At 72.1% G+C, this 26,211-nt stretch carries 19 protein-coding genes and 1 tRNA gene; 11 read left to right on the plus strand and 9 right to left on the minus strand.

What is annotated here, in order from left to right:
• Window positions 1–60 precede the first annotated feature (60 nt).
• Window positions 61–1,233, plus strand: coding sequence for a hypothetical protein (locus ABGB21_RS16045; RefSeq protein ID WP_347651727.1), 1,173 nt, complete (start codon window positions 61–63; stop codon window positions 1,231–1,233).
• Window positions 1,234–1,262: 29 nt separating this feature from the next.
• On the opposite strand, the gene rsmI is transcribed toward ABGB21_RS16045, so the two are convergent.
• Entirely contained in the window at window positions 1,263–2,117 is an 855-nt protein-coding gene (gene rsmI, locus ABGB21_RS16050) for a 16S rRNA (cytidine(1402)-2'-O)-methyltransferase (RefSeq protein ID WP_347651968.1), read from the minus strand.
• An 82-nt stretch (window positions 2,118–2,199) separates the two neighbouring features.
• Between rsmI and ABGB21_RS16055 the strand changes: the two genes are divergently transcribed.
• The 3 genes from ABGB21_RS16055 (at window position 2,200) to ABGB21_RS16065 (ending at window position 8,472) form a co-directional block, all read left to right on the plus strand.
• Complete coding sequence (locus ABGB21_RS16055; protein WP_347651728.1) at window positions 2,200–3,942, plus strand: glycosyltransferase family 39 protein; 1,743 nt, start codon at window positions 2,200–2,202, stop codon at window positions 3,940–3,942.
• A 484-nt stretch (window positions 3,943–4,426) separates the two neighbouring features.
• A complete protein-coding gene (gene treS, locus ABGB21_RS16060) occupies window positions 4,427–6,280 on the plus strand; it encodes a maltose alpha-D-glucosyltransferase (protein ID WP_347651729.1) in 1,854 nt (617 codons plus the stop codon).
• 245 nt (window positions 6,281–6,525) lie between these two features.
• The gene (locus ABGB21_RS16065; RefSeq protein ID WP_347651730.1) at window positions 6,526–8,472 is read left to right on the plus strand and encodes a DUF6461 domain-containing protein; all 1,947 of its coding nucleotides are present in this window, start codon (window positions 6,526–6,528) and stop codon (window positions 8,470–8,472) included.
• 54 nt (window positions 8,473–8,526) lie between these two features.
• Here the strand turns inward: ABGB21_RS16065 and ABGB21_RS16070 are convergent, their stop codons facing one another.
• Window positions 8,527–11,352, minus strand: a complete 2,826-nt coding sequence (locus ABGB21_RS16070; protein ID WP_347651731.1) for a tetratricopeptide repeat protein — start codon at window positions 11,350–11,352, stop codon at window positions 8,527–8,529.
• Between the two features lie 213 nt (window positions 11,353–11,565).
• Here ABGB21_RS16070 and ABGB21_RS16075 point away from each other — a divergent pair, with 213 nt between their 5' ends.
• On the plus strand, window positions 11,566–12,396 hold the full coding sequence (locus ABGB21_RS16075; protein ID WP_347651732.1) for an SGNH/GDSL hydrolase family protein: 831 nt from the start codon (window positions 11,566–11,568) through the stop codon (window positions 12,394–12,396).
• A gap of 222 nt (window positions 12,397–12,618) precedes the next feature.
• Here ABGB21_RS16075 and ABGB21_RS16080 read toward each other — a convergent pair whose 3' ends face one another.
• The gene (locus ABGB21_RS16080; RefSeq protein WP_347651733.1) at window positions 12,619–12,849 is read right to left on the minus strand and encodes a winged helix-turn-helix domain-containing protein; all 231 of its coding nucleotides are present in this window, start codon (window positions 12,847–12,849) and stop codon (window positions 12,619–12,621) included.
• A gap of 350 nt (window positions 12,850–13,199) precedes the next feature.
• Here ABGB21_RS16080 and ABGB21_RS16085 point away from each other — a divergent pair, with 350 nt between their 5' ends.
• From ABGB21_RS16085 to ABGB21_RS16105, 5 genes are all read left to right on the plus strand, one after another.
• Window positions 13,200–14,222: an ABC transporter substrate-binding protein gene (locus ABGB21_RS16085; protein WP_347651734.1), complete on the plus strand. Its 1,023-nt coding sequence runs from the start codon at window positions 13,200–13,202 to the stop codon at window positions 14,220–14,222.
• Between the two features lie 15 nt (window positions 14,223–14,237).
• Window positions 14,238–15,029 (plus strand): ABC transporter permease, encoded by a 792-nt coding sequence (locus tag ABGB21_RS16090; protein WP_347651735.1) that lies wholly within the window; start codon window positions 14,238–14,240, stop codon window positions 15,027–15,029.
• A 19-nt stretch (window positions 15,030–15,048) separates the two neighbouring features.
• Complete coding sequence (locus ABGB21_RS16095; protein WP_347651736.1) at window positions 15,049–15,831, plus strand: methyltransferase; 783 nt, start codon at window positions 15,049–15,051, stop codon at window positions 15,829–15,831.
• A 207-nt stretch (window positions 15,832–16,038) separates the two neighbouring features.
• The gene (gene sigJ, locus ABGB21_RS16100; protein WP_347651737.1) at window positions 16,039–16,983 is read left to right on the plus strand and encodes an RNA polymerase sigma factor SigJ; all 945 of its coding nucleotides are present in this window, start codon (window positions 16,039–16,041) and stop codon (window positions 16,981–16,983) included.
• 82 nt (window positions 16,984–17,065) lie between these two features.
• Window positions 17,066–18,250, plus strand: a complete 1,185-nt coding sequence (locus ABGB21_RS16105; protein WP_347651738.1) for an FAD-dependent oxidoreductase — start codon at window positions 17,066–17,068, stop codon at window positions 18,248–18,250.
• Between the two features lie 240 nt (window positions 18,251–18,490).
• Here the strand turns inward: ABGB21_RS16105 and ABGB21_RS16110 are convergent.
• From ABGB21_RS16110 to ABGB21_RS16135, 6 genes are all read right to left on the minus strand, one after another.
• Window positions 18,491–18,564 (minus strand) — tRNA-Ala (locus ABGB21_RS16110).
• A gap of 165 nt (window positions 18,565–18,729) precedes the next feature.
• On the minus strand, window positions 18,730–19,539 hold the full coding sequence (locus tag ABGB21_RS16115; protein WP_347651739.1) for a hypothetical protein: 810 nt from the start codon (window positions 19,537–19,539) through the stop codon (window positions 18,730–18,732).
• Between the two features lie 228 nt (window positions 19,540–19,767).
• Complete coding sequence (locus ABGB21_RS16120) at window positions 19,768–20,409, minus strand: GNAT family protein (protein WP_347651740.1); 642 nt, start codon at window positions 20,407–20,409, stop codon at window positions 19,768–19,770.
• Window positions 20,406–21,719 (minus strand): gephyrin-like molybdotransferase Glp, encoded by a 1,314-nt coding sequence (gene glp / locus ABGB21_RS16125; RefSeq protein WP_347651741.1) that lies wholly within the window; start codon window positions 21,717–21,719, stop codon window positions 20,406–20,408. The genes ABGB21_RS16120 and glp overlap by 4 nt, the downstream gene beginning before the upstream one ends.
• A gap of 19 nt (window positions 21,720–21,738) precedes the next feature.
• Complete coding sequence (locus ABGB21_RS16130) at window positions 21,739–22,689, minus strand: UTP--glucose-1-phosphate uridylyltransferase (RefSeq protein ID WP_347651742.1); 951 nt, start codon at window positions 22,687–22,689, stop codon at window positions 21,739–21,741.
• A 9-nt stretch (window positions 22,690–22,698) separates the two neighbouring features.
• Entirely contained in the window at window positions 22,699–25,413 is a 2,715-nt protein-coding gene (locus tag ABGB21_RS16135) for a diguanylate cyclase (RefSeq protein ID WP_347651743.1), read from the minus strand.
• An 83-nt stretch (window positions 25,414–25,496) separates the two neighbouring features.
• Between ABGB21_RS16135 and ABGB21_RS16140 the strand changes: the two genes are divergently transcribed.
• Window positions 25,497–26,108, plus strand: coding sequence for a 5-formyltetrahydrofolate cyclo-ligase (locus tag ABGB21_RS16140; RefSeq protein ID WP_347651744.1), 612 nt, complete (start codon window positions 25,497–25,499; stop codon window positions 26,106–26,108).
• Window positions 26,109–26,211: the final 103 nt, after the last annotated feature.

Below are 26,211 nucleotides of genomic sequence, written 5' to 3' on the forward strand. Positions count from 1 at the left end.
GGTCCGACACGCGCTGTGCGCTTTCGCATTCGGAGCGTAGTGGCGGTGTCCAATGGAACGGTGACGGGCAGCTCAGGTGGGCAGCAACCAGCGGAAACCCCGCCACCGGAGGTCGGCCTCGACGTGCCGGTCGACGCCACCCCGCCGGCCGGGGGCGACCGGACCGCGCCACCAGCCGACGCCACCTCGCCGGCCATGAATGACCGGACCGCGGCACCGGCCGACCAGCCGACCGCGCCGGGCAGCGGGCGGGGCGCGTCGACCCCCGGGGACCGGGCCACGGCCGGCTCCACTCCGGCGCCGTCGCCCCGCGCGCCCGCAGGAACGGCATCCGGGTACGAGGCGACGGCGGCCACCCCGTTCGGCGGCGCCTCCCCGGCCCTCGGCTCACCCTGGTCGGGCGCACCCGGCACGCTGCCCCACCCGTCGGTCATCGAGCCCACCACCGGCGCCCCGCTCGCCATGTTGCCGCAGCGGGCACCTCGGGCCACCGGCGTACCCCGAGCCCCGGCAGCCCGGGACGAGACGGTGCCCTCCGCCATCCCGGCCGCCCGTACCGGCTCCGCCCGGCCGGAGACCGGCGCCGAGGAGGAGGACGACAACGACTTCTGGCTGCCGATCGAGGAGGTGCACTGGGACGGCCGCCCGGTGGAGAAGACCCCTCGGACCTGGTACGGCCGACCGAGGAAACCACCGGCCGAGGCGGGCGGCCCCCGTCCGGCCCGACCGCCGAAGCCGCCGCCGAACCCGGTGCTCGGGCTCGCCGGAGTGATCCTCTTCTCCCTGGCCGCCAGCTTCTTCGCCTGGGTCAGCGCGGAGCCCTGGTGGCTCGCGATCGGCCACGGCGAACAGGGCACAGTGATCGTGGAGAGCTGCCGGGGCCGAGGTCTCGGCCAGCACTGCCGAGGCGAGTTCGTCGCCGCCGACGGCCGACTCGTCGCCCGGGACGTACGACTGATCGGGATGGCCGCGGATCCCGAGGATGTCGGCCTCGAATTCCCGGCCCGGATCATCGACGGGGGAAGCACGAAGGCGTACGTCGGCTCCGGCACCGGCCTGCTGCACCTGCACTGGTCACTGGGGCTCGGGGTGGTGCTGATCTGCACCGCCGCGGTCGGCTGGTGCACCGGGGCACTCCGACTGGCCGATCGTGGTCACCGGCACCGCGCCGCCCTGGTCAGCTACGCCGGACCGCTGCTGCTCACCGCCGGCTTCCTGGTCGCCGCCTACTGAACCGTCGCCGCCTACTGAACCACCGCCGCCTACCGGGCGGCGGCAGGTGGGTGGACGGCGGCGTACACGTGGCGGCGCCGCAGGCCGTACTCGGTGGCGACGGCGGCGATGGCGTCGCGCCGGGACGTACCGGTGGCCTCCAGGTCGGCGACCGCGGCCCGCAGGTCCGCGTCGGCCGGGACCTCGGCGGCGGTCGCCGGGGCGCCCGCCACCACCAGGGTGATCTCGCCACGCGGCTCCCCCTCCGCCGCCCACCGGGCGAGTTCACCGAGCGGGCGACGCAGCACCTCCTCGTACGTCTTGGTCAACTCCCGGCAGAGCGCGGCCGGCCGGTCCGGCCCGAACGTGGCGGCCAGGTCGGTGAGGGTGTCCGCCACCCGGTGTGGCGCCTCGAAGAAGACCAGGGTGCGTTCCTCGGCGGCCAGCGCCCGCAGCCGCGACCGGCGACCGCCGCCGGAACGGGGCAGGAAACCCTCGAAGCAGAACCGGTCGGTGGGCAGGCCGGAGAGGGCGAGCGCGGTGGTGACGGCGCTCGGGCCGGGCGCCACGCTGACCGGCACGCCCGCGTCCAGGGCGGCCCGGACCAGCCGGTAGCCGGGGTCGGAGACGCTCGGCATCCCGGCGTCGGTGACCAACGCCACCAGCGCGCCGCCGAGGACCGCCTCGACCAGTTCCGGGGTACGTCGTTCCTCGTTGCCCTCGAAGTAGGAGACGATCCGGCCGGCGATGCTGACGTCGAGGTCACGGGCGAGTCGGGTGAGTCGGCGGGTGTCCTCGGCGGCGACCACGTCGGCCCGGGCGAGGGTGTCCCGCAGTCGGGCGGAGGCGTCACCGGGGTTGCCGAGCGGCGCCCCGAGCAGGATCAGCCGCCCATCACCGGGCAAATTTCCCACGAACCGACTCCTTCCGAGCCTTCCATCGACATGCGTCATCGCATATCGCGAGCGTCGTGCCCCAATTCACACCATGGCAGCCTACGATCACGGGGTGACTCTGGCGTCGACAGCGCAGACCGAGATCCCGGGGCAGGCCGGGACGGCGGCGGAACCGGTGGCCGAGGCGACCCCGCACGACTCCGGCGGAGGGCCGACCGCGACCAGCCGAGCCGACCGGCCCGACCGTCCGCTCTCCGGCGTGCCGGCGATCATCCGGCGTCGGTTGGCCCCGCTGGAGACCCGGCTCGACCCGTGGTCCTGGCTGGCCACCGGCGTGATCGTACTGATCGCGGGCATCCTGCGCCTGGTCGGGCTGAGCAGCCCCAAGGGCAAGATCTTCGACGAGGTCTACTACGCCACCGAGGCGCAGGAACTGCTCCAGCGCGGCATCGAGTGGGACGAACAGAACAACACCGCCGCGTACGTCGTACATCCGCCGCTCGGCAAGTGGATGATCGCGCTCGGCGAGCGGATCTGGGGGTACAACGAACTCGGTTGGCGGTTCGCGGCGGCGATCGTCGGCACCCTCTCCGTCCTGCTGCTGGTGCGGATCGCCCGACGGATGTTCCGGTCGACCGTGCTCGGCTGCACCGCCGGGCTGCTGCTCGCGCTGGACGGCTACCACCTGGTGCTGTCCCGTACCGCGCTGCTCGACATCTTCCTGAGCTTTTTCGTCCTGGCCGCCTTCGGCGCCCTGGTGCTCGACCGGGACCAGCGGCGCCGGCGCTGGCTGCGCGCCGTCGAGTCCGGGCTCGACCCGAGCCGGCCCGGCCGGGCGAACCGGCCCCCGTTCCGGCTCGCCGACTCGGTCCCCTGGTGGCGGCTGTTCGCCGGGGTCCTGCTCGGCTGCGCGATCGGGGTGAAGTGGAGCGCTCTCTACTTCCTGCCGGCGTTCGCCCTGCTGGTGATCTTCTGGGAGGTCGGTGCCCGCCGCTCCGCCGGCGTACGTCGACCGTGGCGGGACACCCTGCTCGACGAGGGCGGCTGGCTCCTCCTGGCCGGGGTGTTGATGGTCGGCGCCTACCTCGCCACCTGGACGGGCTGGTTCGTCAGCGACAACGGCTACTTCCGGAACTGGCTCGCCGACACCGGCCACGCCAGCCCGCCGGTCATCGGCGACCTGCAGAACCTGTTCCACTACCACGTGGAGGCGTTCAAGTTCCACGCCCAGCTCGACGACACCCATCCCTACCAGTCCTGGCCGTGGCAGTGGCTGCTGCTCGGCCGGCCGGTCGCCTTCCACTACTCCGACCAGGGCGCCTGCGCCGCGGCGACCTGCGCCTCCGAGGTCCTGCTGCTGGGCACCCCGCTGCTCTGGTGGTCGTTCCTGCCGGCGCTCGCCGCGCTCGTCTGGCTCGGCATCGCCCGCCGCGACTGGCGGGCCGGGGCGATCCTGCTGATCGTGGCCGCCGGTTGGCTGCCCTGGTTCTACTTCGCGCTGGACAACCGGACGATGTTCTCCTTCTACCTGGCCCCGATCGTGCCGTTCCTGGTCCTCGCCGTGACCTACGTGCTGGGGGCGATCGCCGGACCGGTCCGCGCTCCGACGGCGGGCGGCGGCCTGTCCTCCGGGGAGGGGGCGGGCGCTGCTGCCCCTGACTCCGGCGAGAACAGCCGGGTGAGCGATCGGCGCATGATCGGTGCCATCGTCGCCGGGACGTACGTCCTGCTGGTCGCGATCTGCTTCGCGTACTTCTATCCGGTTTTCGTCGGGCAGGTCATCCCGTACGCGGAGTGGTCCGCCCGGATGTGGCTCGGCAACCGCTGGATCTGAGCCGGTCCCTCGTGAGCTGGCCGGAAAGAGGGCCGACAGGGATGGCCGAGAAATAGGACGCGCCCCGATCGCCTGCCACGGGGGAAGCGGGCGATTGGGGCGCGCACCAAGGAGCTTAACCACCATGGATCACCCGCACAACGGGTGGTGTTCAGTCAGATTTCCGACCGACGCACCGCCCGCCGTAACGGATATATGGTGCGCACTGCCCGGACGGGCATCAGCTGCCCGGGCCGCCGACGCTCCGGCCGCCGCTCCCGCACCCACGGCCCGGATCGGCCTCACGTCTCCGGCACCCGCACTTGCCGAACCGTCGGCTTGGTTACAAGTATGTTGCCGTCACCGCTGATCGACCGGCCCGTTTGACGCCGTATAACGGCGGTGAGCCGCCGCCATCGGCGCCGGTGACCTCTCCCCGCGTTTCCGCGGACTCCCACACCACGTGCCCGTGGGAACTTCGCCCTCGCAACCCGGAGGAGAGCCCATGTCCGACCTGGCCGACCGGGTGGTCCCACCGCCCGCGCAGACCGCTCCGTCGCCGGCCCAGCGGCCGGCACCCCAGCCCCGCCGTCGCGCACGCCAACTCCCGGTCGAACCGGAGTGGTACAAGCGGGCGGTCTTCTACGAGATGTTCGTGCAGTCGTGCTACGACGCCAGCGGCGACGGCCACGGCGACCTGCCCGGGCTGACCTCCAAGCTGGACTATCTGAAGTGGCTGGGTGTGGACTGCCTCTGGCTGCCCCCGTTCTACGACTCACCGCGCCGCGACGGCGGCTACGACATCCGCGACTACCTGCGGATCTCCCCCGAGTACGGCACGCTCAACGACTTCCTGACCCTGGTCGACGAGGCGCACGCCCGGGGCATCCGGGTGATCACCGACCTCGTGCTGAACCACACCTCGGACACCCACGAGTGGTTCCACCAGTCCCGGCAGGACCCGACCGGCCCGTACGGCGACTTCTACGTCTGGCGTGACACCGACACCGGGTACGCCGGGGTGCCGGTCGTCTTCTGCGACACCGAGCCCTCCAACTGGACCTTCGACCCGGTACGTCAGCAGTTCTACTGGCACCGGTTCTTCGCCCACCAGCCGGACCTGAACTACGACAACCCGACGGTCCAGGAGACGATGCTCGACGTCGTACGGTTCTGGCTGGAACTCGGAATCGACGGCTTCCGGCTGGACGCGATCACCTACCTGTACGAGCGCGAGGGCACCGACTGCGCGAACCTGCCGGAGACGCACGCGTACCTGAAGCGGCTGCGCCGGATGGTCGACGACGAGTACCCGGGGCGGGTGCTGCTCGCCGAGGCGAACCTGTGGCCGGCCGACCTGGTCGACTACTACGGTGATCCGGCGGTCGGCGGCGATGAGTGCCACATGGCGTTCCACTTCCCGGTGATGCCCCGGATCTTCATGGCGGTCCGCCGCGAGTCGCGGTACCCGATCTCGGAGATCATCGCCCAGACCCCGCAGATCCCGGCCGGCTGTCAGTGGGGCACCTTCCTTCGCAACCACGACGAGCTGACCCTGGAGATGGTCACCGACGAGGAACGCGACTACCTCTACAACGAGTACGCCAAGGATCCGCGGATGCGGGTCAACGTCGGCATCCGCCGTCGGCTGGCGCCGCTGGTGAACAACGACCGGAACCAGATCGAACTCTTCACCTCGCTGCTGCTGTCCCTGCCCGGCTCGCCGGTGCTGTACTACGGCGACGAGATCGGGATGGGCGACAACGTCTGGCTCGGCGACCGCAACAGCGTCCGTACCCCGATGCAGTGGTCCCCGGACCGCAACGGCGGCTTCTCCAAGGCCGACCCCGGCGCGCTCTACCTGCCGGTCAACCAGGGCCCGGTGTACGGATACCAGGCGGTCAACGTGGAACGGCAGATGGAACAACCGGCGTCCCTGCTGCAGTGGACCCGACAGATGATCGAGGTACGGAAGCGGCATCCGGCACTGGCGCTCGGCTCGTTCCGGGACCTCGGCGGCAAGAACCCGGCGGTGCTGGCGTTCCTGCGCGAGTACGACGGCACGGGCGAGGAACACGAGGGCGCCGAGGTGGTGCTCTGTGTGCACAACCTGTCCGCGCGTCCCCAACCGGCGCAGCTCGCGCTGGACAGCCGGTTCTTCGGTCACCAACCGGTCGAGCTGACCGGCCAGACCCCGTTCCCGCCGGTCGGCGCCCGGCCGTACCAGCTCACCCTGCCCGGCTACGGCTCGTTCTGGTTCCGGCTGACCGCGAAGGTACCGAAGACGCCGAGGCCGCGCGGCGGTGCGGAGCCCCGGCGTCGGCGGACCCGGGACAGCACCCTGCTCCCCACCGGCTGACGCCGCCCCGAACCGACCCGTCCCGGCGTGGACCGTCTCCTCCACGGCGGTACCACCCGGGACGGGACCGCCGGCCGACCGGTCGCGGTCGCTGACCGGTCGCCGCCGCTGGCTGTTCGCCGCCACTGGCCGGATGCCGCCGCCGTCGCGGGAACCGCAGACGGTGGCCGGACCCGATACGCTTCCGCCGGGCGGCGGACGGGAAGTGGGTTCAGTCGATGACCGTTGTCGGGGGACGCGCGAGGATGAACGCCGAGCAGGTGGCCGAGAGCTGGGCGGTGGTCGAGCGGTGGCTGGCGAGCAACGCCCCGCAGACGTACACCTCACTGCGACCACCCGCCGACCCGGCGGCGGTCGAGGCCGCCCAGCAGACGATCGGGGTGACCTTCCCGGAGGACCTGGTCGCCTCGCTGGCCCGGCACGACGGGGCCGACGACGGGCCGGGCGCGTTCACCCTCGGCGGTTCATACCAGCTCATGCGGGTGGAGGAGATCCCCCGCCGGTGGCGGACGACAACCGACGCTCTCGGCATGTCCACCGTCGACGACGAGGATCACCACGACGAGGACGACGGGCTGCTCGGCTGGTACTGGCATCCGCAGTGGGTGCCGTTCGGCAAGACCAACTCGGTGGACATGCTGGTGGTGGACTGCCGGCCGGGCGTCACGTACGGGGCGGTCGGCGTACACCTCAAGGGCGACGTCACCCACTTCGGCCACTGGCCGTCCCTGGCCGACCTGTTGGCGGACATCGCCGACGGACTGGACCGGGACCGGCCGGTCCGGCACTGGCATCCGGCGGCCGACGGCGTACGGCTGCACTGGGAACTGGTCCAGGAACAGCATCCGGCGCCCCGCTCCCCGCTCGACCTGGCCGCCGAGGCACGCGAGTCCGGAACTCCTGCCCCACCGACGGTACGGCCGGCAATGCGCCGGCTGCGGCAACTGTTTCCACCCGCCGCCGAGGCCGGCCGGTTCGGCGGGTACCACCACTTCGGACTCGCCTTCGTCGCGGACGTCGACGAGGCCGAGCTGTTGCGCCGGTTCGGCGCCGACCCGGCGCAGGCCACGCCCCGGACCCGGGAGCAGGCCCGGGAGCTGCGGGACTCCTGGACCGAGGGCTTCCTTCCGGTGCTCCGGGTCGGCCGGGTCGACGGCTGGGCGTTCGCGGTCGAGGAGCAGCGCAGCCCCGAGGGCGTACGTCCGGAGGTGCTGCGTCGGCTCTCCGTCGGCACCCGGGCGGTGGCCCTGCGGCACACCGGCCACAGCACCCGGTTCACGCTCGTTGTCGACGGGACGGTCATCACCGGGTACGACACCCTCCGCCCGGAACGCCGCCACGGCCGCGAGCCGGACCTGTTCCTGCCGGCCCTGCGCGACGCCGGTCTGGTGCCCCTGGACACCACCCGCTATCCGGACGAGGACATCCCGGCCGTACTCGACGTCCTCCGGGCCGAACTCGGCATCGCGTTCCACGGTGAACTGCTCCGCCCGGCACTGTCCAGCGCCCAGTTCCTGCCGGCCCTGCCCGGGCCGCCCACCAGCGGAGCCTTCCCGGCCCAGGCCGAACCGACCGTGGTGGCCCGGTTGACCTACGCGGACGAGGAAAGGCTGCTTGTCGCCCTGCTCGCCCAGGCGCGCCGGCTCGCCGCCGAGACCGGCCTCGACGGTTACCCAGAGCTGGTCGAGGCCCTGGACCGGGCGACGGCCGGTGAGCACCGCCCGCCGGAGGTCGACGACAACTCGCCGCTCGGTCTGCGGGTCCGTCGGATCGCCGCCGAGGCGCACGCCGCGGACGCCATGACGCGGGTCCACGGGGAGGGCCCGCGGTTCACCGAGGCGGAACGGCGGGCGTGGCTGCGGCGGCGGCAGGCGGCCGAGGCGATCGTCGGCCTGCTCGGGCCGGCACCGGTGCGGATCTCCGGCACGCACCTGCTGCAGAGTCGACTGCATCCGGCCTGGCGCGAGCAGTTCGCCGCCGACCTCGGCCCGGTGGACGTACCGGACGGCGCGGTCGAGGAGCTGGTCGCGGCGGAGCAACGGGCAGCCGCGGCGGCCCCGGTGCTCGTACCGGTCATACGGCGTCCGGCCCGCCGTCCGCCGCCGTCGGAACCGGTGTCGGGTCTCCGGCACGGCAGCGGGACGGAGCTGGGCCGCCGGCTCGCCGCCGACCCGCCGGACCAACCGGGCTGAACGGCGTACCCCGTCCTCAGCCGGACCGGCGCGGCGCGGCGGAGGCGGTCTCCGTCAGGCCGGGGTCGTCGTGGTGTTCCGGGCGCCCGCCTCGGCGGCGCCCTGAACGGCCGCGAGGTCCAGCAACGCGTCCAGTTCGCCCACCCGGGCATCGTCGCCCAGGTTCAGGTAGATCTCCCGGGCCTCGGTCAGCGCCGACCGGGCGGCGCCGGCATCGGCGCTGAGGTAGGCCCGCCCCAGGTTGGTCAGCGCGGCGGCCTGGAAGGAGAGCCATCCCCGGGTACGCCAGATCGCCACCGACTCCTCCAGATGGGCGATCGCCCGGGTCGGACGCCCCTCGGCGAGTTCGATCTCGCCGAGCAGCCCGAGTGCCTCGGCGACATGGTGCCGCATGGTGTGTCGCCGGCCGATCGCGAGGGACGCCTCGGCCGCCGCCCGGGCCCGCCGGTCGCCCTGCACCAGGTACAACCGGGCCAGGGCGAGCAGGGTGAGTGCCTCCGTGTAGGTGTCCCGGTGGGCACGGCAGATCGCCAGCGACTCGTCCAGGGCCTGCTGACTCGCCTGGTAGTCGCCGAGTTCCCGCTGTCCGATCCCGACGAACTGCAGCACGGTCGCCTCGCACCGCGGGTTGCCCAACGCCCGGGCCTGCCGCAACGCACCGGTCAGGTGCCGGACGCCGGTGTCGAAGTCGCGCCGCTCGGCGTGCGCCATCGCCAGGGCGAGGTGGGCACGGACCTTACCGCCGGTGTGTGCCGACTCCTCCGCCAGCCGCAGCGCCAACCCGGCCGACTCGACCGCGCCGGCCTGGTCCCCCATCGCGGCCCGGGCCCAGGCGTCCAGCACCGCGGCGTCGGACATGCCGGCACGGTGGTTCAACCGGGTGAACATCTCCAGCAGCCGGGACGCGTCCCGGTGCAGGACGGCGGTCGCCGCGCCGTCCTGGTCCTCCATCGTCCAGGTGCTGACGTCGATCAGCCCCCGGAGCATCACCGCCTCGCCGAGCAGGTTGCCCCGCTCCCGGCAGAGTGCCATCACCTCGGTGTTCGTCGCGGCCCAGTCGACGTACATGCCCCGGACGTCGAAGTACTTCTCCAGGCAGCCGGCGAGGCCGAAGGCCACCTCGTCCAGACTGAGTCGACAGGCCTGCCGGATCAGGCCGAGCAACGCCGGTCGTTCCGCCTCGAACCACCTGGTCGGGTCGGTACGCAGCGCGTACAGCTCCGACCAGTCGACACCGGGCCGGGGCAGCGCGCCGTGGATCGGGGCGTAGCAGGGCCCGGGCACCCCGGACGCCATCTCCTCCGCGACCGCCAGCCAACCCCCGAAACCCCGCAGCAGGACGTCGGCCGGACGCTCGGTGAGCCGGTGTGTCTCGGCCTCCCGCCGCCCGAACAGCCGGACCAGGTCGTGGAACCGGTACCGGAGCTGCCCGGCCAGGTCCGGGCCGGTGACGGTCAGCAGTTGGGCGTCGACCAACGCCTCCAACTGGTCCGTCACCTCGTCGACCGAACGGGCCAGCAGCAGCGCCGCCAGCCAGGCCGGAAAATCGGGTACGTCGAAGAGGCTCAGCCGCCGGAACAACCGACGGGCCGGCTCGTCCAGTCCGTGGTAGCTGAGCCCGATCGACGCCCGTACCGCGAGGTCGCCGGTGGCGAGCCGGTCCAGTCTGCGCCGTTCGTCGCCGAGCAGGCTCGCCAACCGGGCGATCGGCCAGCCGGGCCGACCGGCCAACCGGCCGCCGGCGATCCGTACCGCCAGCGGCAGGTGTCCGCAGAGTCCGGCGATCCCGGTGGCCTGAGCCGGCTCCCCCGCCACCCGGCCCGCGCCGATGATCCGGGCCAGCATCGCGACCGCCTCGTCGTCGGTCAGCTCCGCCAGGTCCACCCGGAGCCCGGCGGGCAGACTGGTCAGCGGTACCCGGCTGGTGACCAGGACCGCGCAGGAGGCGGTACCGGGCAGCAGCGGCCGGACCTGCTCCACCGAGGCCGCGTTGTCGAGCAGCACCAGCACCCGCCGGCCAGCCAACCGGCTGCGGTACAGCTCGGCCCGTTCCACCGGGTCGGCCGGCACGGCCCGTCCTGGCACACCGACCGCCCGTAGGAACCGGGCCAGCACCTCGGCCGGGTCCAGTGGCGCCGCCTCGGCGCCTCGCAGGTTCACGTAGAGCTGGCCGTCCGGGAACCCGTCCCGGACCTGGTGCCCGACGTGTACGGCCAGGGTGGTCTTGCCGACGCCGCCCATCCCGGCGATGGCGCCGACGGTCAACGCCGTCCGTTGGCCGTGGTCGGGTCCGGCCAGCAGTTCACGCAGGGCGGTCACCATCGACCTCCGGCCGGTGAAGTCGGGGATGTCGGCGGGCAGCATCGCCGGTACCGCCCAGTCGTCACCCGGCCCGGTCGGGCCACCCAGCCCGCCCGCACGTCCGAGACCGCCCGGATCACCGCCCGCCGGGCCGGCACCGCCCAGGTCAGGGGTCGGCGCGGACGCTCCGGCCACCGGGCCGGTGGCCGGTGGTCCACCGCCGGACGGGCCGGTGGTCGTCGGTTCACCGCCGGTCGGTGCCGGCGCGGCCCCTCCGATCCCCGCCAGTTCGCGACCCGCCACGTCGTCGCGCACCTCGACCCAGCGCGCCACCGACGACTCGTCCAGGCCACAGACCCGGGCGAAGATCGCAACCACCTCGCGACGGGGCAGACTCGACCGGCTGAGCACCGACGCGAAGGTGCTCGCCGGCAGGGCAGTGCCCAACCGGTCCGCCCCTACCGCGATCTGCCGGTACGTCAGTCCCGACCACAGGCGGAGCCGCCGGAGTCCGGCGACGAACTCGATCGCGGTGGTGATGCCGTCCGGCTGTGGTGGACTGATGCCGACCTCAGACACGTCTCCCCCCTCGCCGGACGCCGTCGGCCGTTTCCCGGCCCGGGGAGACGGCCCACCCGGGTCACGTGCGTCACTGGCCTCCGTCGATACGCCCGCAACCTCTTGATACCGAGTGCTCCGGCCAAAGGGAAGGCCCACCTGGCCGACCGCTTCCGCCCGGGCCGCGCATCTGTCAGCCTGACATCCACTGTCGCCGATGTGTCAGGAGCGTCCATGTCGCCGTGTCGCCGTACCGCCCACGTCCTCGCCGCCATCACCACTTCCATGGTCACCGCGCTGACGGTCAGCCTGACCGCCGCACCCGCCCACGCCGCGGCGAGCAGCTACACCGCACTCGGCGACTCGTACGCCTCCGGCACCGGAACCCGTGAATACTACCCGGACAGTGGATCGTGCCAGCGGTCCCGACACTCGTACCCGGCTCTCACCGCCGCCCGGATCGGGGCCACCCTCACCTTCCCGGCCTGCGCCGGGGCGACGGTCTCCGGCGTACTCAACAACCAGCTCGGCAGCCTCAGCTCGGCGACAAACCACGTCACGGTCACCGTCGGCGGCAACGACATCGGCTGGTCGTCGGTGATCGTGCAGTGCGCCCTGCCCTGGCCCACCAACTGCTGGTCCCAGATCGACAACGCGGAGGCCCAGATCCGCAACACCCTGCCGGGTCGACTCGACCAGCTCTACTCCCGGATCCGGGCCCTGGCACCCAACGCCCGGGTCGTGGTGGTCGGCTATCCCCGGCTCTTCAACGGCGAGGAGTGCAACATCATCGCCCGAATCTCCCCCGGCGAACAGACCGAGTTGAACGCCGCCGCGGATCTGCTCGCGACGACCATCCGGGCCCGGGCCACCGCACACGGCTTCACCTTCGTCGACGCCCGGGGCCCGTTCACCGGTCACGCGGTCTGCGACGACGTGGAGTGGCTGAACGGCACCTCGAACCCGATCGGCGAGTCGTACCACCCGAACCGGGCCGGGCACGTCGGCTACGCCGGCGTGGTGGAGCCTGCCCTACGGGCGAGCGCCGCCGCCCGCCGGTCCTGACCGTACGGTGGCCACGCGGGGTCGATGGGCCCCGCGTGACGCCGCTTTGGGCCACCCTGAGTGGAACATGTCACCCGGAAAATTCACGGCCCGGGATCTTGGAAATACCGTCCGTCTCTGTAAGATGATCGTTCAGTGGCGTTCGGAGCGGTGGGTTACCCTCCGACCACACAGGACGAGTCTGCGGGCCGGAGGGAGCGGAGCGGGGGACCGACGTCGGGTTCAGCCCGGGGCGGGCGTGACGTACACACCACGCCCCTGGTGTCCCTGCAGGACGCCGCGTTCCTGCAGTCGGGCGATCGCCTGCCGCACCGTGGGGGCGGAGCAGTGGTATCGCTCGGTCAGTTGGCTGATGGACGGCAACCGGTCTCCCGATCGCAATTCACCCTTCTCGATTTTTTCTTCGATCTCCCGCATGATCCTGCGGTAGACCGGCACAACAGGTTCAGGCATGGCGCTCCCTTGCGTAGGCACGCACATCTGATCATGCCCTGACCTGGCTTTACAAGCCTACGTAGTAAGCGCCGTTGACTTGGTTTGCTTGGCAATCTAGGTTCTCTTGGCGAGGCACGGGGCCTCCCTTGCGTAGGCACCAAGGCCGTGCCCCACGGACGCCTCCCTCCCTGCCCCCGCGGTTCACGACTGCCCGCGACAGCCATCCGCCGGAAGAGTCGGAACCACGGCGGCAGGGAGGCTTTTTCGCGACAGGAAGGCCCCTCGTTCCGCGGTACCCCAGGTTCAGCCCCAGGTCACGCCCAAACTTTGCTTACCAAGTTTGCCAAGTCTTCCAAGTGAGGATAACTATGCCCACACCGACGATCACTCGGCGCAGCCTCCTGCTCGGCACCGCCGCAGCCAGCGTCACGGCGCTCACCGCATGCGGCGGCGAAGGCGACCAGGCCGGCACACCGGTGACGGAAAAGGTCACCATCCTGACCGGCGCCGGCTTCCAGGGTCGCGAGGCGCCGATCTTCGTCGCCCGACAGAAGGGCTGGTTCGCCGAGGCGGGGCTGGACGTCCAGGTCCTCCCGGGCAAGGGCACCACCGAGAACCTGAAAAATCTGGCCGGGGGGCAGGCCACCTTCGCCACCCTCGACGTCAGCGGCGCGATCATCGAATACACCCGGCCGGGCGGGATCACGAACTTCACCCTGACCTCGGTGCTGCACCAGCGGAACCTCGCATGCTTCGTCGCACTCGAGAGCAGCGGCATCAAGACGGCGAGTGACCTCGCCGGCAAGACACTCTCGTACATTCCAGGCGGGATCAACCACCTCCTCTTCCCCACGTACGCGAAGCTCGCCGGCTTCGACGACTCGAAGATCAAGTGGGTCAACGCCGCCCCGCCGCAGCATCCGACGCTGCTCCTCCAACGCAAGGTCGACGCGATCAGCCAGTTCGTCCCGGCCGTCCAGTCGATCCAGGCGCTCGCGAAGGAACCCCTCGTCACCCTGCCGTTTACCGACTACCTCACCGATCTGCACGGCTCCGCGATCGGGGTGAGCGCCGAGACCGCACGGAACAAGCCGGACCTGGTACGCCGGTTCAACGCCGCGCTGCTGCGCGGGCTGACCTACTCGGTCGAACACCCCGACGAGTCCGGCCAGATCTACGCCAGCCAGAAGGAGACCCAGGGCCAGAAGGCCGAGGCGGCGGTCGCCGAACTCAAGGGCATGACCGGTTACGTCCGGGGCATCGCCAGCACCCCGATCGGACAGTTCGACATGGGGCGCATCGCCCGTAACATCGCCATCCTGCAGGGCGCGGGTGCGATCCCGAGCAGCATCCAGCCCACCGACATCGTCTCGCCCGACCTCATCGGGTAGAAACCCGCCGACGTCATGGCACCCAACTGGGACGATCCCGCCGCCGACCACCGCCGGACTCGGCTGTCCGTTGTCGTACCCCCCGTCTTGGGGGTCGCCGGATTTGTCGCGGCCTGGTGGGCGGCGGTGGTGGTCCTCCAGATCCCGTCCTACATCGTGCCGGCGCCGCCGGCGGTGGCCGCCGTCTTCACCCGGATGCCCGGCTACCTGCTGGAGAACGCGTGGGTCACCCTGGGCGAGGCGCTCGCCGGATTCGGTCTCGCCATCGTCACCGCGGTCCTGGTCGGTACCACCCTTGCCGCGTCCCGCAACGTCGAGCGGGCGCTCCACCCGATGTTGCTGATGCTCAGCGCCATCCCGAAACCGGCCCTGGCGCCGCTGCTGGCCGCCATCGGCGGATTCGGCCAGGGACCCAAGATCGTCCTCGTCTGGCTGATGTGCTTCTTCCCGGTCACCCTGGCGACCTCGACCGGGCTCACCTCCACCCCGGCCGACCTCGCCGAACTCGCCCGCACCCTCAGCGCGTCACGCTGGACGACGTTCGTCAAGATCCGGCTGCCCTCGGCGCTGCCGCACATCTTCATCGGCCTCAAGACCGCACTGCCGCTCGCGGTCATCGGTGCCGTGGTCGCCGAACTGTTCAACGCCCTCGCCGGGCTCGGCTTCGTGATCCAGAACGCCGGTACCGACGCGGCCCAGGCGTTCGCGGCGGTGGCCCTGCTCGGCGTCATCAGCCTCAGCCTGTTCTACCTCCTGGGCGCGGTCGAACACCGGGTCGCGCCCTGGATCCGTCACGTCACCGCCTGACATCCCGCAAGGAGAATTCGTGTCGACCACGTACGTCTTCCAGGACGCCGAAACCGAGGCGGACGCCATGCTCCGCCACCTGGCCGGCCTGTACGACCCGTTCAGCACCCGGCGGCTCGGCTCGGCCGGAATCGCCCGGGACGCCCGCGCCCTGGTCGTCGCCGTCGGCGCCAGCAGCATCGCGAGCACGATCGCCGACCTCGCACCGGACGGAGAGGTGATCGCCACCGACATCGACCCGCAGCACAGTCCCGCCGACCCCCGGGTGGAGCTGCGACAGCACAACATCGTCACCGACCCGCTGCCGGGCACCTTCGACCTCATCCACGTACGACTGCTGCTCGGCCACCTGCCACAGCGGCTCACCGTGCTGGGCAAGCTCGTCGACGCGGTACGCCCGGGAGGCGTACTGCTGGTCGAGGAGTTCGAGGGAAGCTGGAGCAGCAGCGTGCTCGCCGCCCCGGACCCGGACGAGGCCGACCGGCTCTTCGGCGCGTACCACGACGCCTTCCAGGCGGCGCTGCGCGGCTCCGGCAACGATCTGAGCTGGAGCCGACGGGTGCACGGCGCCCTGCTCGACCTGGGTCTGGAGGCGGAGACCGAGGGCTTCACCAGCACCTGGGCCGGTGGTACGCACGGCTGCCTGCTCCCCCGGGCCACCGCCGGCGCCATCCGGGAGAAGCTGGTCCGGGCCGGCATGGCACCGGCGGACATCGACGCGTTCCGGGAACTGCTCCTCGATCCGCGCCTGCGAGTCAAGGGCAACCTGGCGCTCTCCACCCTCGGACGTCGGCCCGCCTGACCTGGCCACATCGTCGTGGGCGTCACCCCGAACCGTCGGTGACGCCCCGACAACCCGGCCCGAGCCCACACGGTTTCGCCATCCGTCGCCCCCCGGGTGGCGGATGGCGTGGTGGTCCTGCTGCGCACGACGGCCGACAGTCCGTCGAACCGGCGGACGGTCTCACGAAGGATCATCGTCGCCGCCGTGGATGCTTAACTGGGAACCATGCTGGTCGGTTCGCACGAGGTCGAGGTGTTCGAGGGGACCAGAGCGCGGTTGGAGGCGGTCGCGTACCGCCTGCTCGGGTCGGCGAACGATGCCGAGGACGTGGTGCAGGACACGTTCCTGCGCTGGTTGTCCGCCGACCGGGAGCTCATCGAGACACCCGAGGCATGGCTGACCAAGGTGCTCACCAACATCTGCCTCAACCGACTCACCTCGGCGCGAGCCAGGCGCGAGACCTATGTGGGCCAGTGGCTTCCCGAGCCGGTCTTCGCCGGAGACCGGATGCTCGGCCCGTCCGACACCGTCGAGCAGCGTGAATCGGTCTCGATCGCGATGCTCACGCTGATGGAGCGGCTCTCGGCCAAGGAACGCGTCGTGTACGTGCTGCGCGAGGCGTTCGGATACTCGCACGGCGAGATCGCCGAGGTGCTCGACCTCACCGAGGCGAACTGCCAGCAGATCTACCGGCGGGCCAAGCAGCATCTGGCCGACGACCGGCGCCGGGTGGCGGTCGATGCGGCCGCGGCTCGCAAAATCGTCGAGGAGTTCCTGGCCGCGGCACTCAGCGGCAGGACCGACTCGCTGGTGAGGATGCTGACCGACGACGCGACCAGCATCGGCGACGGTGGCGGGGTGGTCTTCTCGGTGCCTCAACCGATCACCGGTGCGCTGCGGGTGGCGAGGTTCCTTCGCACGCTGTTCACGCCCAGCGAGGCCAAGTGGGAGATGATCGGCGGTCGCCCCGACCTGTTCGCCGCGGTCGCCAACGGCGTACCCGCGCTGGTGATGGTGGTCGGTGACCGGGTCGCCGGAGTCTTCTCGCTGGACGTGACCGCCGACGGCATCGCGGCCGTCCACGCCCAGGCGAACCCCGGCAAGCTCGAACGCGCGACGCGCCAGTGGGCCGGGTCCGCACCCGGGGAGCCACTCACCGGGAACTGGTGAGCCAGGTCACATCCCATCGCTGTCAGGTTTCGCGCCGCCATCCGGTTCAGGAAGCAGACACCGACCGGACAGGAGCGGAACCATGAAGCACCGCATCGTCGTCCTCGGGGCCGGATACGCCGGAGCCAACGCCGCCGGGCGCCTGGCCAAGCGGCTGCACTCCGCGGACACACAGATCACCCTCGTCAACGCCGCCCCCGAGTTCGTCGAACGGGTCCGCATGCACCAGCTGGCGACCGGCCAGGACCTGAAGCACCGCCCGCTGTCCGACGTCTTCGCGGGCACCGACGTGCGGGTACGGCTTGCGCAGGTCACGGCCGTTGACGCCGAACGCAGGGCCGTCGGCGTCGTCGACGCCGCCGGTCCCGGCGAGATCGCCTACGACACGCTCGTCTACGCCCTCGGCAGCACCGCTGCCGACTGCGGCGTTCCCGGCGTCGCCGAGCATGCCCACCACATCGCCGGCAAGCAGTCCGCCCTGCGGCTGCGTGACCGTCTGGCCGGCCTCGCCGCGGGTGAAACCGTGCTTGTCGTCGGTGGTGGCCTCACCGGCATCGAAGCCGTCACCGAGATCGCCGAGGCCCGGCCGGACCTCACGGTCTCCCTCGCCGCCCGCCGCGGCCTCGGCGACTGGTTGAGCGAGAAGGCCCAGAGCCACCTGCGCAAGGTTGTCGCCCGGCTCGGCATCACGGTGCACGAGCACACCGACATCGCGGGCGTCGAGCCGACCGGCGCTGTCACCACCGACGGCCGAGCGATCCCGGCCCAGGTGACCGTCTGGACGGCCGGGTTCACCGTCCATCCCATCGCGGCGGCGACTACCCTGCAGGTTTCCGCGACGGGACAGATCGTCGTCGACGACACCATGCGGTCTGTCTCGCACCCCGATGTCTACGCCGTCGGTGACGCCGCGCTCGCGCCCGGCGCGAGCGGTAAACCATTGCGGATGTCCTGCGCCTCGGGGGTTCCCTCGGCCCACCTGGCGGCCGACGTCATCGTCGCTCGCCTGACCGGACGCCGGATCCCTCCGAACAAGATCGGCTACACCGGGCAGTGCGTCAGCCTCGGCCGCCGTGACGCGCTCGTGCAGTGGGTGACCCCGGACGACCAGCCCAAGCCGTCCGTGCTCACCGGCAGCACGGCCGTACGGGTCAAAGAGATGATCTGCAAGACCGCGGCCTGGAGCGTCTCCCACCCGACCTGGATGCTCCCGACCCGTCGCCGCCACACGATCCCAACCCAGGAATCGCTCGCGACCACCGCGTGACCGCCCGCCGTCGCACGGCCGTTCTCCCACCCCATCGGGCAGACCCGAATCGCCGACGGATGCCCAGGAACATCCGCCGTAGCTGATGACGCAGGCGGAGATTGGACAACAACCTGAGGCCCGGAGCACGTCACAGGCTGTTGCCGGTGACTATGACTGGCGCAGGATCGGGCTGGGTTGTGCCGGATCCGTACCAAACGATCAATGGCCAGCGTTTCCGCTGGCCATTGCCCTTGTGGGTGGAGCTGAGGGGATTTGAACCCCTGACCCCCTCGATGCGAACGAGGTGCGCTACCGGTCTGCGCCACAGCCCCTTGCCGATCCGCGCCCACCTCTAGGCGAAGAGGCGAACCGGCGACAAGGCTAACAGGTCACCCCCGGCTCTCGCGAACCAGCCCCCACCAGGCGAGCCGGACCCACGGCCCAGGGCGGCCGGGAAGGGCACCGCCCTACAAGATCCGATGACAAGGGACCCTTCCTCACAGCTCGTAGGGGCGGCCACGCAGGCCGCCGGCCCGGCGGTAGGAGACGGAACCGGCGGCGCGGCGGGTGCTGTTGGCCGGACGGCCGCCGCCGTCGGTCCGGCCACCGCCGCCGCTCGCCGCTCGCGGCAGGTCGGTGATCTGGTCGAGGCCGAGGGCGGCGCGGCGGACCAGTTCGCGCTGGGCGGCGAGCCTGCGCTGTGCCTCCCGCCGGGCCTGGGCGCGGCGGGCGTGGGCCCGCCGGACCTCGGCCTGCCGGGCGGCGAGCCATGCCGCCTCCCGGGCCTCGGCCCGCCGGCGCCGCTGGTCGGCGATGGCCCGGCCGCGCAGGTGTACGAGGTACGCGGCGAGCAGGGTCACGGTGACCGAGAAGCTGATCCAGAATCCGGAGCTGACCAGGACCACTCCGACCAGCTCGACGAGGTTGAGCAGGAGGAGGGCGGCCAGCACCCGTCGACGCCGGTAGATCGCCGGGGTGTGCCGGCGGGGTGGTGGTCGGCGTCGGCCGCGGCCGGAGGACCGGGGCACCAGCCGCAGGGCGGCGGCACGGCGGGCCGGGGCGGGCGGTGCCGAGACCGGCGAGTCGTCACTACGTACCGTGACAACTCGGGTACGTGGTGGCTTGACCGGCTCCCGACCGGGAACAGTGCGACGGCGTCGACGGCGCTGGATCACCCGCGCCGTCGACTGCGCCCGCTCCGCCGCCAGCCGCTCCGTGGCGTCGTACCGGCGGACCAGTGCCGGCGCGAGGGCGAGCAGTCCGGCGGCGGCGAGGACGGCGAGGAGCACCGAGGCCGGCACCCTCATCCCTCCCGTCACACCCAGCTTGGGCAACCATCGGGACGGACCACAGGATCCCGGCGATGGTGGATCGTACGGCGACGCGCGGACCACCGACCACGAAGATCATGCAGGTTCGTCCGACGTTGCCGCACGTCCCAGTTACCCCAGGTTAGGCGGGCAGACCAGGAAAATCGTGCGGGCGCGCCGACCGGTGGGTACGTGGGCGATCACCGGCGCGGGGTCGGACGGCGCTCAGGGCGCGACGGTACGCGTCCGGTGCCAGCGGGCCAGCAACCCGCCCTCGGCGGCGACGTCCTCACTGGTCAACGCATATCCGATGTGGTCACGCCAGGCGCCGTCGATGTGCATGTAACGGGGATGGTAGGCCTCCTCGCGGAAGCCGAGCTTCTCCACCACCCGCCGGGACGGCCGGTTCTCCGGCCGGATGTTGACCTCGATCCGGTGCAGTCCGCCGGGGCCGAAGGCGTGGTCGACAACCAGCGCCATCGCGGTGGGGATCACCCCGCGTCCCGCCACCCGGGCGTCGACCCAGTAGCCGACGTACCCGGAGCAGAACGCCCGGCGCACGATGTTGCCGAGGTTGATGTGCCCGACCAGCCGTTCCCGGCCGCCCTCCCGCAGGCAGACCGCGAACGGCATGCCGTACCCCTGCCGGGCCTGGCGGCGGTGGTCACGGTGGACGTAGCGGAACGCCGCCGGCGAGTTGAGGTCCTCCCACCGGCCGGGTGGCGACGACTCCCAGGGCGCCAGCCAGGCCCGGTTGGCGCAGCGCACCTCCGACCAGGCGGCCGCGTCCGAGCGGCGGTACGGCCGCAGCAGCACCGGACCGTCCTGCAGCACGACCGGCCAGCCCGGCGTCCCACCGAAACTCATCGCCGCCGGTCCAGCAGCAGCACGTCCACGGTGGAGCCGGCCGCCGCGTTGGTCACCCGTTCGCCGAGCACCACCAGGCCGTTCGCCTCGGCCAGCCCGGAGAGCGTGTACGGTCCGCCGCGCAGCGGCTGGACCGTGTAGCCGCCGCCGCGCCGCTCCGCCACGTGGGCGGGACGGAACTCGCGCAGCCCGGCCGGCGAACTGACCGTCTCCAACAGGTGTGCCCGCACGCTGGGCCGGAACACCGGTTCGGCACCGGCCAGCAACTGGATGGCCGGACGGGCCAGCACCTCGAATCCGATCAACGCCGCTCCGGGCTCACCGGGTAGACACACCACCGGCACCTCCTCGGCCCCGACCGTACCGAATCCGAGAGTGCTTCCGGGATAGAGGGCGACCTCCTTGAAACTGACCGGGCTGGCCCGGCCACCGTCGCGTCGGGACAGCACCCGTCGGATCATGTCGCCGGGCCCGGCCCCGGTGCCGCCGGTGGTGATGATCAGGTCGGCGCGCAGTGTCTGGTCCTCCAGCAGCCCACGCAGGCCCTCCGGATCGTCGTCGCAGATCCCGACCCGGTACGCCAGCGCGCCCACCTCGGCCGCCGCCGCGGTGAGCGCGTGCGAGTTGACGTCCACGACCTGACCCGGCTGGCTGCCCCGGCCCACGTCGACGAGTTCGTCGCCGGTCGCCACGATCACCACCCGGGGGCTGGGCCGGACCACGACGTGCCCGATCCCGGTCGCGGCGAAGACCGCGACCAGGGCCGGGGAGATGTACGAGCCGGCCCGGGCCAGCAGCGTGCCGGCGGGGAGTTCCTCACCGGCCCGACGCAGCCCGTAGCCGCGCTTCGGGACCCGGAAGATCTCCACCGCCGCCATGCCCTGGTCGGTCCACTCCACCGGCACCACCACGTCGGCGGTGATCGGCAGCGGCGATCCGGCCGCGACCGAGAAGCAGGATCCCGGAGTGAGCCGAACCGGCCGCCAGCTCGCCGCGCCGAGGTCCCCGACCACGTTGAGCCGTACCGGACGGGGGTCGCCGAGCCGGGTCGGACCGTAGCCACCGCCGGCGGTGCGGCCCGCGCCGGAGATGTCCTCCCAGCGGGCCGCGTAGCCGTCGATGGCCGCCTGGTCGAAGGCCGGATAGGCGTGCGGCGCCACCACGTCCTCGGCGAGGACGTTGCCGTACGCCTGGGTCAGGTCGAGGTCGAGCGGGGGAAGCGCCCGCAACCTGCGCAGCACGCTGCCCAGGTAGTCGGCGAGCGGCGTCAGCTCGTTGGCGGCCGCCTCGGCGTCGGCCGTGGCTGTCACACCGTCACCTCACGACGGATCATGTCCGGCGGGCGGCGTCGGAGGCGACGAACTCGCCCAGCCACCGCCGGAACTCCGCACCGATGTCCTCACGCTCACTGGCCAACTGCACCACCGTCTGGAGATAGCCGAGGGGCATGCCGGTGTCGTACCGGGTCCCCCGGTAGACGATGGCGTGCACCGGCATCCCCTCCTTCAGCAGCAGCCCCATCGCGTCGGTCAGCTGGATCTCGCCACCGCTGCCCTTCTCGGTGCGGCGGATCGCCTCGAAGATGCTGCCGGGCAGCACGTACCGGCCGAGCACCGCCAGGTTGCTCGGGGCGTCCTCCGGCTTCGGCTTCTCCACCAGGCCGGTCACCTCGACCACCTCGCCGAGGTCGGTCAGCGCCCGGTCGGCCGGGGTCACCGAGGCGATGCCGTACCGCTTGGTGTCCTCCGGCGGAACCTCGAAGAAGGCGAGCACGATGCCGCCGGTACGGGCCTGCAACTCGATCATCGCCGGCAGCAGCGGCTCGGAGAGGTTGACGAACTCGTCACCGAGCAGCACCGCGAAGGGCTCGTCGCCGACGTGCGACTCGGCGAACCCGACGGCGTGGCCGAGGCCGAGCTGCTCGGGCTGCCGGGTGGTGTGGATCGAGGCCAGTTCGCTGGTACGTCGTACCGCCTCCAACAGTTCCGGCTTCTCCGCCAGCCGGGTCTCCAGGTCCGGTCGGCGGTCGAAGTGGTCCACCATCGCCGTCTTGCCACGACCCGTGATCAGCAGGACGTCGGTGAGCCCGGCCTGGGCGGCCTCCTCGACGATGTACTGCAGTACGGGACGGTCGACCACCGGCAGGAGTTCCTTGGGCACCGCCTTGGTGGCGGGCAGGAACCGGGTGGCCAGGCCGGCGGCCGGGATGACCGCCTTCGTCGCCCGCCGTCCGGCCGTCGACGTGGAAGGGTTCGCTGGGGTAGCTGCGTGCTCCGGCATGTCGCGAGACTATCGGCCACGACCCTGGCGTGGCGGTTGTGGCCCGGATAACGCGCCGTCGGTGCCACCATCCGGTCGCTGGGCAGGTCGGTTCCCCGCCCACGGCAACCCGTCGTCGGGGGTGGCCGCGCCGGGGCGTACCGGAAGCTCCTGGACGATGGTGGGCCCGCCGACCGGGGCCGTCCGGTAGGTGTCCCGACCGGCCGCCTTCGCGGCGTAGAGCGCCTCGTCCGCGGCGGCCAGCAGGTGTGGTCCGGTGGTGGCGTGGTCCGGGTAGACCGCGACACCGATCGAGACGGTGACCGAGACGAGGGCCCGGACCGAAGTGATCCCGCCGGTCCGGGGCCGGATGCTGATCGGCTGCTCCCGAACCGCCGCGCCGAGGCGTTCGGCCACCGTCGCGGCGCCCCGGACGTCGGTCTCCGGCAGCAGTACGACAAACTCCTCGCCGCCCTGCCGGAAGGCGAGGTCGACCTCCCGGGTCGCACCCCGGATCCGCTGGGCGAACTCGGCGAGCACGGCGTCGCCGGCGGCGTGCCCGTAGGTGTCGTTCACCTCCTTGAAGCGGTCCAGGTCCAGGGCGAGTACGCCGAGCCGGCGCCCGAACCGGCTGGCCCGTTCGATCTCCCGGCGGATCGACTCCCTGAGGTACCGGTAGTTCCACAGTCCGGTGAGCGGGTCGGTGAGGGACAGCCGCTGCGCCTCCTCGTGCACCCGTACGTTGTCCACCGCGACCGCAGCGTGGCTGGCGAACGAGCGCAGGGTGGCGACGTCCGTGTCGTCGAACTCGTCCGCGCCGAGCCGGTCGTAGAGGGCGAGGACGCCGATCGTGGCCGGTTCGACGCCTCCATCGGCGCCGCTGTCGGTCCGGAACACGCCGCTGTCGGTCCGGGGAGCATCATGGTCGGCCTGCGGCGCATCACCGTCGGCCCGTAGGGCGCTCGGGTCCGTCCGGCCCGCACCGTCCCGGGTCGGAACGGTGAACGGCACCGCGACGTACGTCCGGCACCGTGGTTCGTACGCGTACAGCGGCGGGCCGTCCCGGTCCAGCCGGCCCCGCCGGGGCTGGCCGCTGGCCGCGACGGTGCCGAGCAGTCCCCGGCCGAGCGGGATCCGCAGCCCGGCCGCCGCCTCATCGCCCGCCACCTCGTCGCCCGCTGACCGGTCGCCTGCCACCTCGTCAGCCGCCGACCCGTCACCCGCTGATCCGTCGCCCTGGCGCGCGGTGGCTTCGGGGCCGCCGTCGAGGGCCGCGTCGGGGCCGGGGGCGGGCGATGGACCGCCAGCCGGGACCGGTGCCGGGTGACGGGCCGGCGCGGGATCGCGGTTCGGCGCCGGGAGGCGGGCCGCCAGCCCGAGGTCGCGGGTCCGCAACTGCTCGTCGAGCCCTTCGACGCACCGGCTCACCAGGTGGCCGTCGGCCGGGTCGAGGAGCAGCACAACGCCGGCCCGGGCGCCGGTGGCCGCCATCGCGGTACGCAGGATCACCTGGAAGATCCCCCGCAGGTCGTGCGTGCTGGCCAGGGTGTCGCCGAGCACGGTGAGCTGGTCACGCAACTGGTGTCGGCTGATGATCAACGCCCGGAGATACGACTGGGTCTCGCGGGTCATCCGGTTGAAGCTGTCGGCGAGCCGACCCACCTCGTCCGGCGCGCGCACCGGTACCCGGGCCGCCAGGTCACCCTCGGCGACCCGGTCGGCGGCCCAGGCCAGTTCGGCCAGCGGGCGGGTGGTCGACCGCGCCAGGCGCCAGGCGGACAGCACCGCGAGAACACCGGCCACGAGGACGACCACGCCGAGGAGTGCGTACCGGACGGTCGGCGGGTCCCGGGGTACCGACAGCACGAGCGGCAGTGGTTGGCCGGGTGACGGCCCGACCCGGCGTACGTACCGGCCGCCTTCGGTTCGCACGATCGTGTCGCCGGAGATCCGCCGGGCCGCGGCGAGCACCCCGGCCCGGGCACCCGTCGACTCCGTACTCTGCGACTCGATGCCGGTCGGATCGCTACCGGTGGGGTCGCTACCGGCTCCCTCGACCGGGTCGACGCCGACCTCCGCCCCGGGGGCCTCGCCCACGGCGCCCGGCCCGCTCGGCGGCCCAACGGACGACGGCTCAGGCGACGGCGGCCCAACGGACGACGGCTCAGGCGACGGCGGCCCGGGCGCGGCTCGGCTCGCCGGTTGGGCAGTGGTCGGGCTGGCCCGCCGCGGCAGCAGGGTCACCGCGGCTCCGCTGGTCGCCGCGAGCCGCCGGACAAAGGCGGCGTCGAGCAACTGGCCGGCCCAGACCGCGCCGACCACGTCACCGGCCCGGTTGCGCATCTCGACCCGGGCCGCGAGCGCGTACGGGCTGTTGTCCACCGCGCCCGGGCCGGTGCAGGAGGTCCACGGCCGGGACGGTGCGCCTGGGGTGACGAAGACGGCGACTCCGCCCGGGTTCGTGATCATGACCGCGTCGGCCAGCCCTCGGTCGACCATCTGCAGGGCCGTACCGGACCGGCTCGTCGGATCGCCGAGCAGCGCGACCGCACCCGCTGTGGCGTGCAGTTGCTGGCAGAGCGCGTTGATCGAGGTGCGGACCGTCGTCGCGGCCAGGTTGAGTCGCTCCTCGACCTGGTGCCGGCTCACCGAGGCGACGGTGCCGGCCACGAACAGCGCACCGAGCAGCACCGGTCCGAGCACGATCGCGAGGAACGCGGTGGTCAACCGTCCGCGCAGCGTCACTCGTCCCCCCGGAAGCTCCGTATCCGATGCTGCGATGCTGACCCCACCGCAGTGATTAACCGGTGTCGCCGCAGGAGTGTTACGTGCCGGATTTTTCGGATGAGGTCGAGCGGGCGAAGGTCGAGGTGCGAGCCCGGCTGCTCGCCCGGCGCCGGGAACTGTCGCCGGCCGACCGGCGGGCCGCCGCCGAACGGCTCCAGGCCGCGCTGGTCGCCCTGGTCCGCCGGGTACGCCCCGGGCGGGTCACCGGGTACGTACCGGTCGGCAGCGAGCCCGGCGGGCCGGAACTGCCGGAGGTGCTGGCCGCCGCACTCGGGTCGACGGGGCAGCTCCTGCTGCCGGTGCTCCGTCCCGACCTGGACCTGGACTGGGCCCCGTACGACGGGCCGGGCTCCCTGGTCGCCGCCGGACGGGGGTTACGTGAGCCACGTACGGGGCGCCTCGGCACCACCGCCGTCGCCGGCGCGGACCTGGTGGTGGTGCCGGCGCTGGCCGTCGACCGGGCCGGGTTACGGCTGGGCCGGGGCGGCGGGTCGTACGACCGGGCACTGGCCCGGGTCGACGCGGCGGTCCTGACGGTGGCCCTGCTCCACGACGGCGAGTTACTCGAGACCGTGCCGGCTGACCGTCACGATCGTCCGGTACGGGCCGCGATCACCCCGACCGGTGGGGTTCGGCCCCTGTCGTCCGGTTGACCGTCGCCCCCGCCACTTCGGCTGGACGAAAGTGGGTAGGATGCCGCACCATTGGCACTCGGATACGTCGAGTGCCAACAGGCTTGCAAGATCCGGAGGGGAC

This window comes from Plantactinospora sp. B24E8 (genome assembly GCF_039871735.1).
GTDB lineage: Bacteria > Actinomycetota > Actinomycetes > Mycobacteriales > Micromonosporaceae > Plantactinospora.

What these genes read in the sequence shown, in the direction of transcription:
- treS (WP_347651729.1), top strand. Translation starts at nt 4,427, where the DNA reads ATGTCCGACCTGGCCGACCGGGTGGTCCCACCGCCCGCGCAGACCGCT.
- ABGB21_RS16105 (WP_347651738.1), top strand. Translation starts at nt 17,066, where the DNA reads ATGAAGCACCGCATCGTCGTCCTCGGGGCCGGATACGCCGGAGCCAAC.
- ABGB21_RS16115 (WP_347651739.1), bottom strand. Translation starts at nt 19,539, where the DNA reads ATGAGGGTGCCGGCCTCGGTGCTCCTCGCCGTCCTCGCCGCCGCCGGA.
- ABGB21_RS16085 (WP_347651734.1), top strand. Translation starts at nt 13,200, where the DNA reads ATGCCCACACCGACGATCACTCGGCGCAGCCTCCTGCTCGGCACCGCC.
- ABGB21_RS16065 (WP_347651730.1), top strand. Translation starts at nt 6,526, where the DNA reads ATGAACGCCGAGCAGGTGGCCGAGAGCTGGGCGGTGGTCGAGCGGTGG.
- ABGB21_RS16130 (WP_347651742.1), bottom strand. Translation starts at nt 22,689, where the DNA reads ATGCCGGAGCACGCAGCTACCCCAGCGAACCCTTCCACGTCGACGGCC.
- ABGB21_RS16090 (WP_347651735.1), top strand. Translation starts at nt 14,238, where the DNA reads ATGGCACCCAACTGGGACGATCCCGCCGCCGACCACCGCCGGACTCGG.
- ABGB21_RS16080 (WP_347651733.1), bottom strand. Translation starts at nt 12,849, where the DNA reads ATGCCTGAACCTGTTGTGCCGGTCTACCGCAGGATCATGCGGGAGATC.
- ABGB21_RS16120 (WP_347651740.1), bottom strand. Translation starts at nt 20,409, where the DNA reads ATGAGTTTCGGTGGGACGCCGGGCTGGCCGGTCGTGCTGCAGGACGGT.
- sigJ (WP_347651737.1), top strand. Translation starts at nt 16,039, where the DNA reads ATGCTGGTCGGTTCGCACGAGGTCGAGGTGTTCGAGGGGACCAGAGCG.
- ABGB21_RS16055 (WP_347651728.1), top strand. Translation starts at nt 2,200, where the DNA reads ATGGCAGCCTACGATCACGGGGTGACTCTGGCGTCGACAGCGCAGACC.
- ABGB21_RS16075 (WP_347651732.1), top strand. Translation starts at nt 11,566, where the DNA reads ATGTCGCCGTGTCGCCGTACCGCCCACGTCCTCGCCGCCATCACCACT.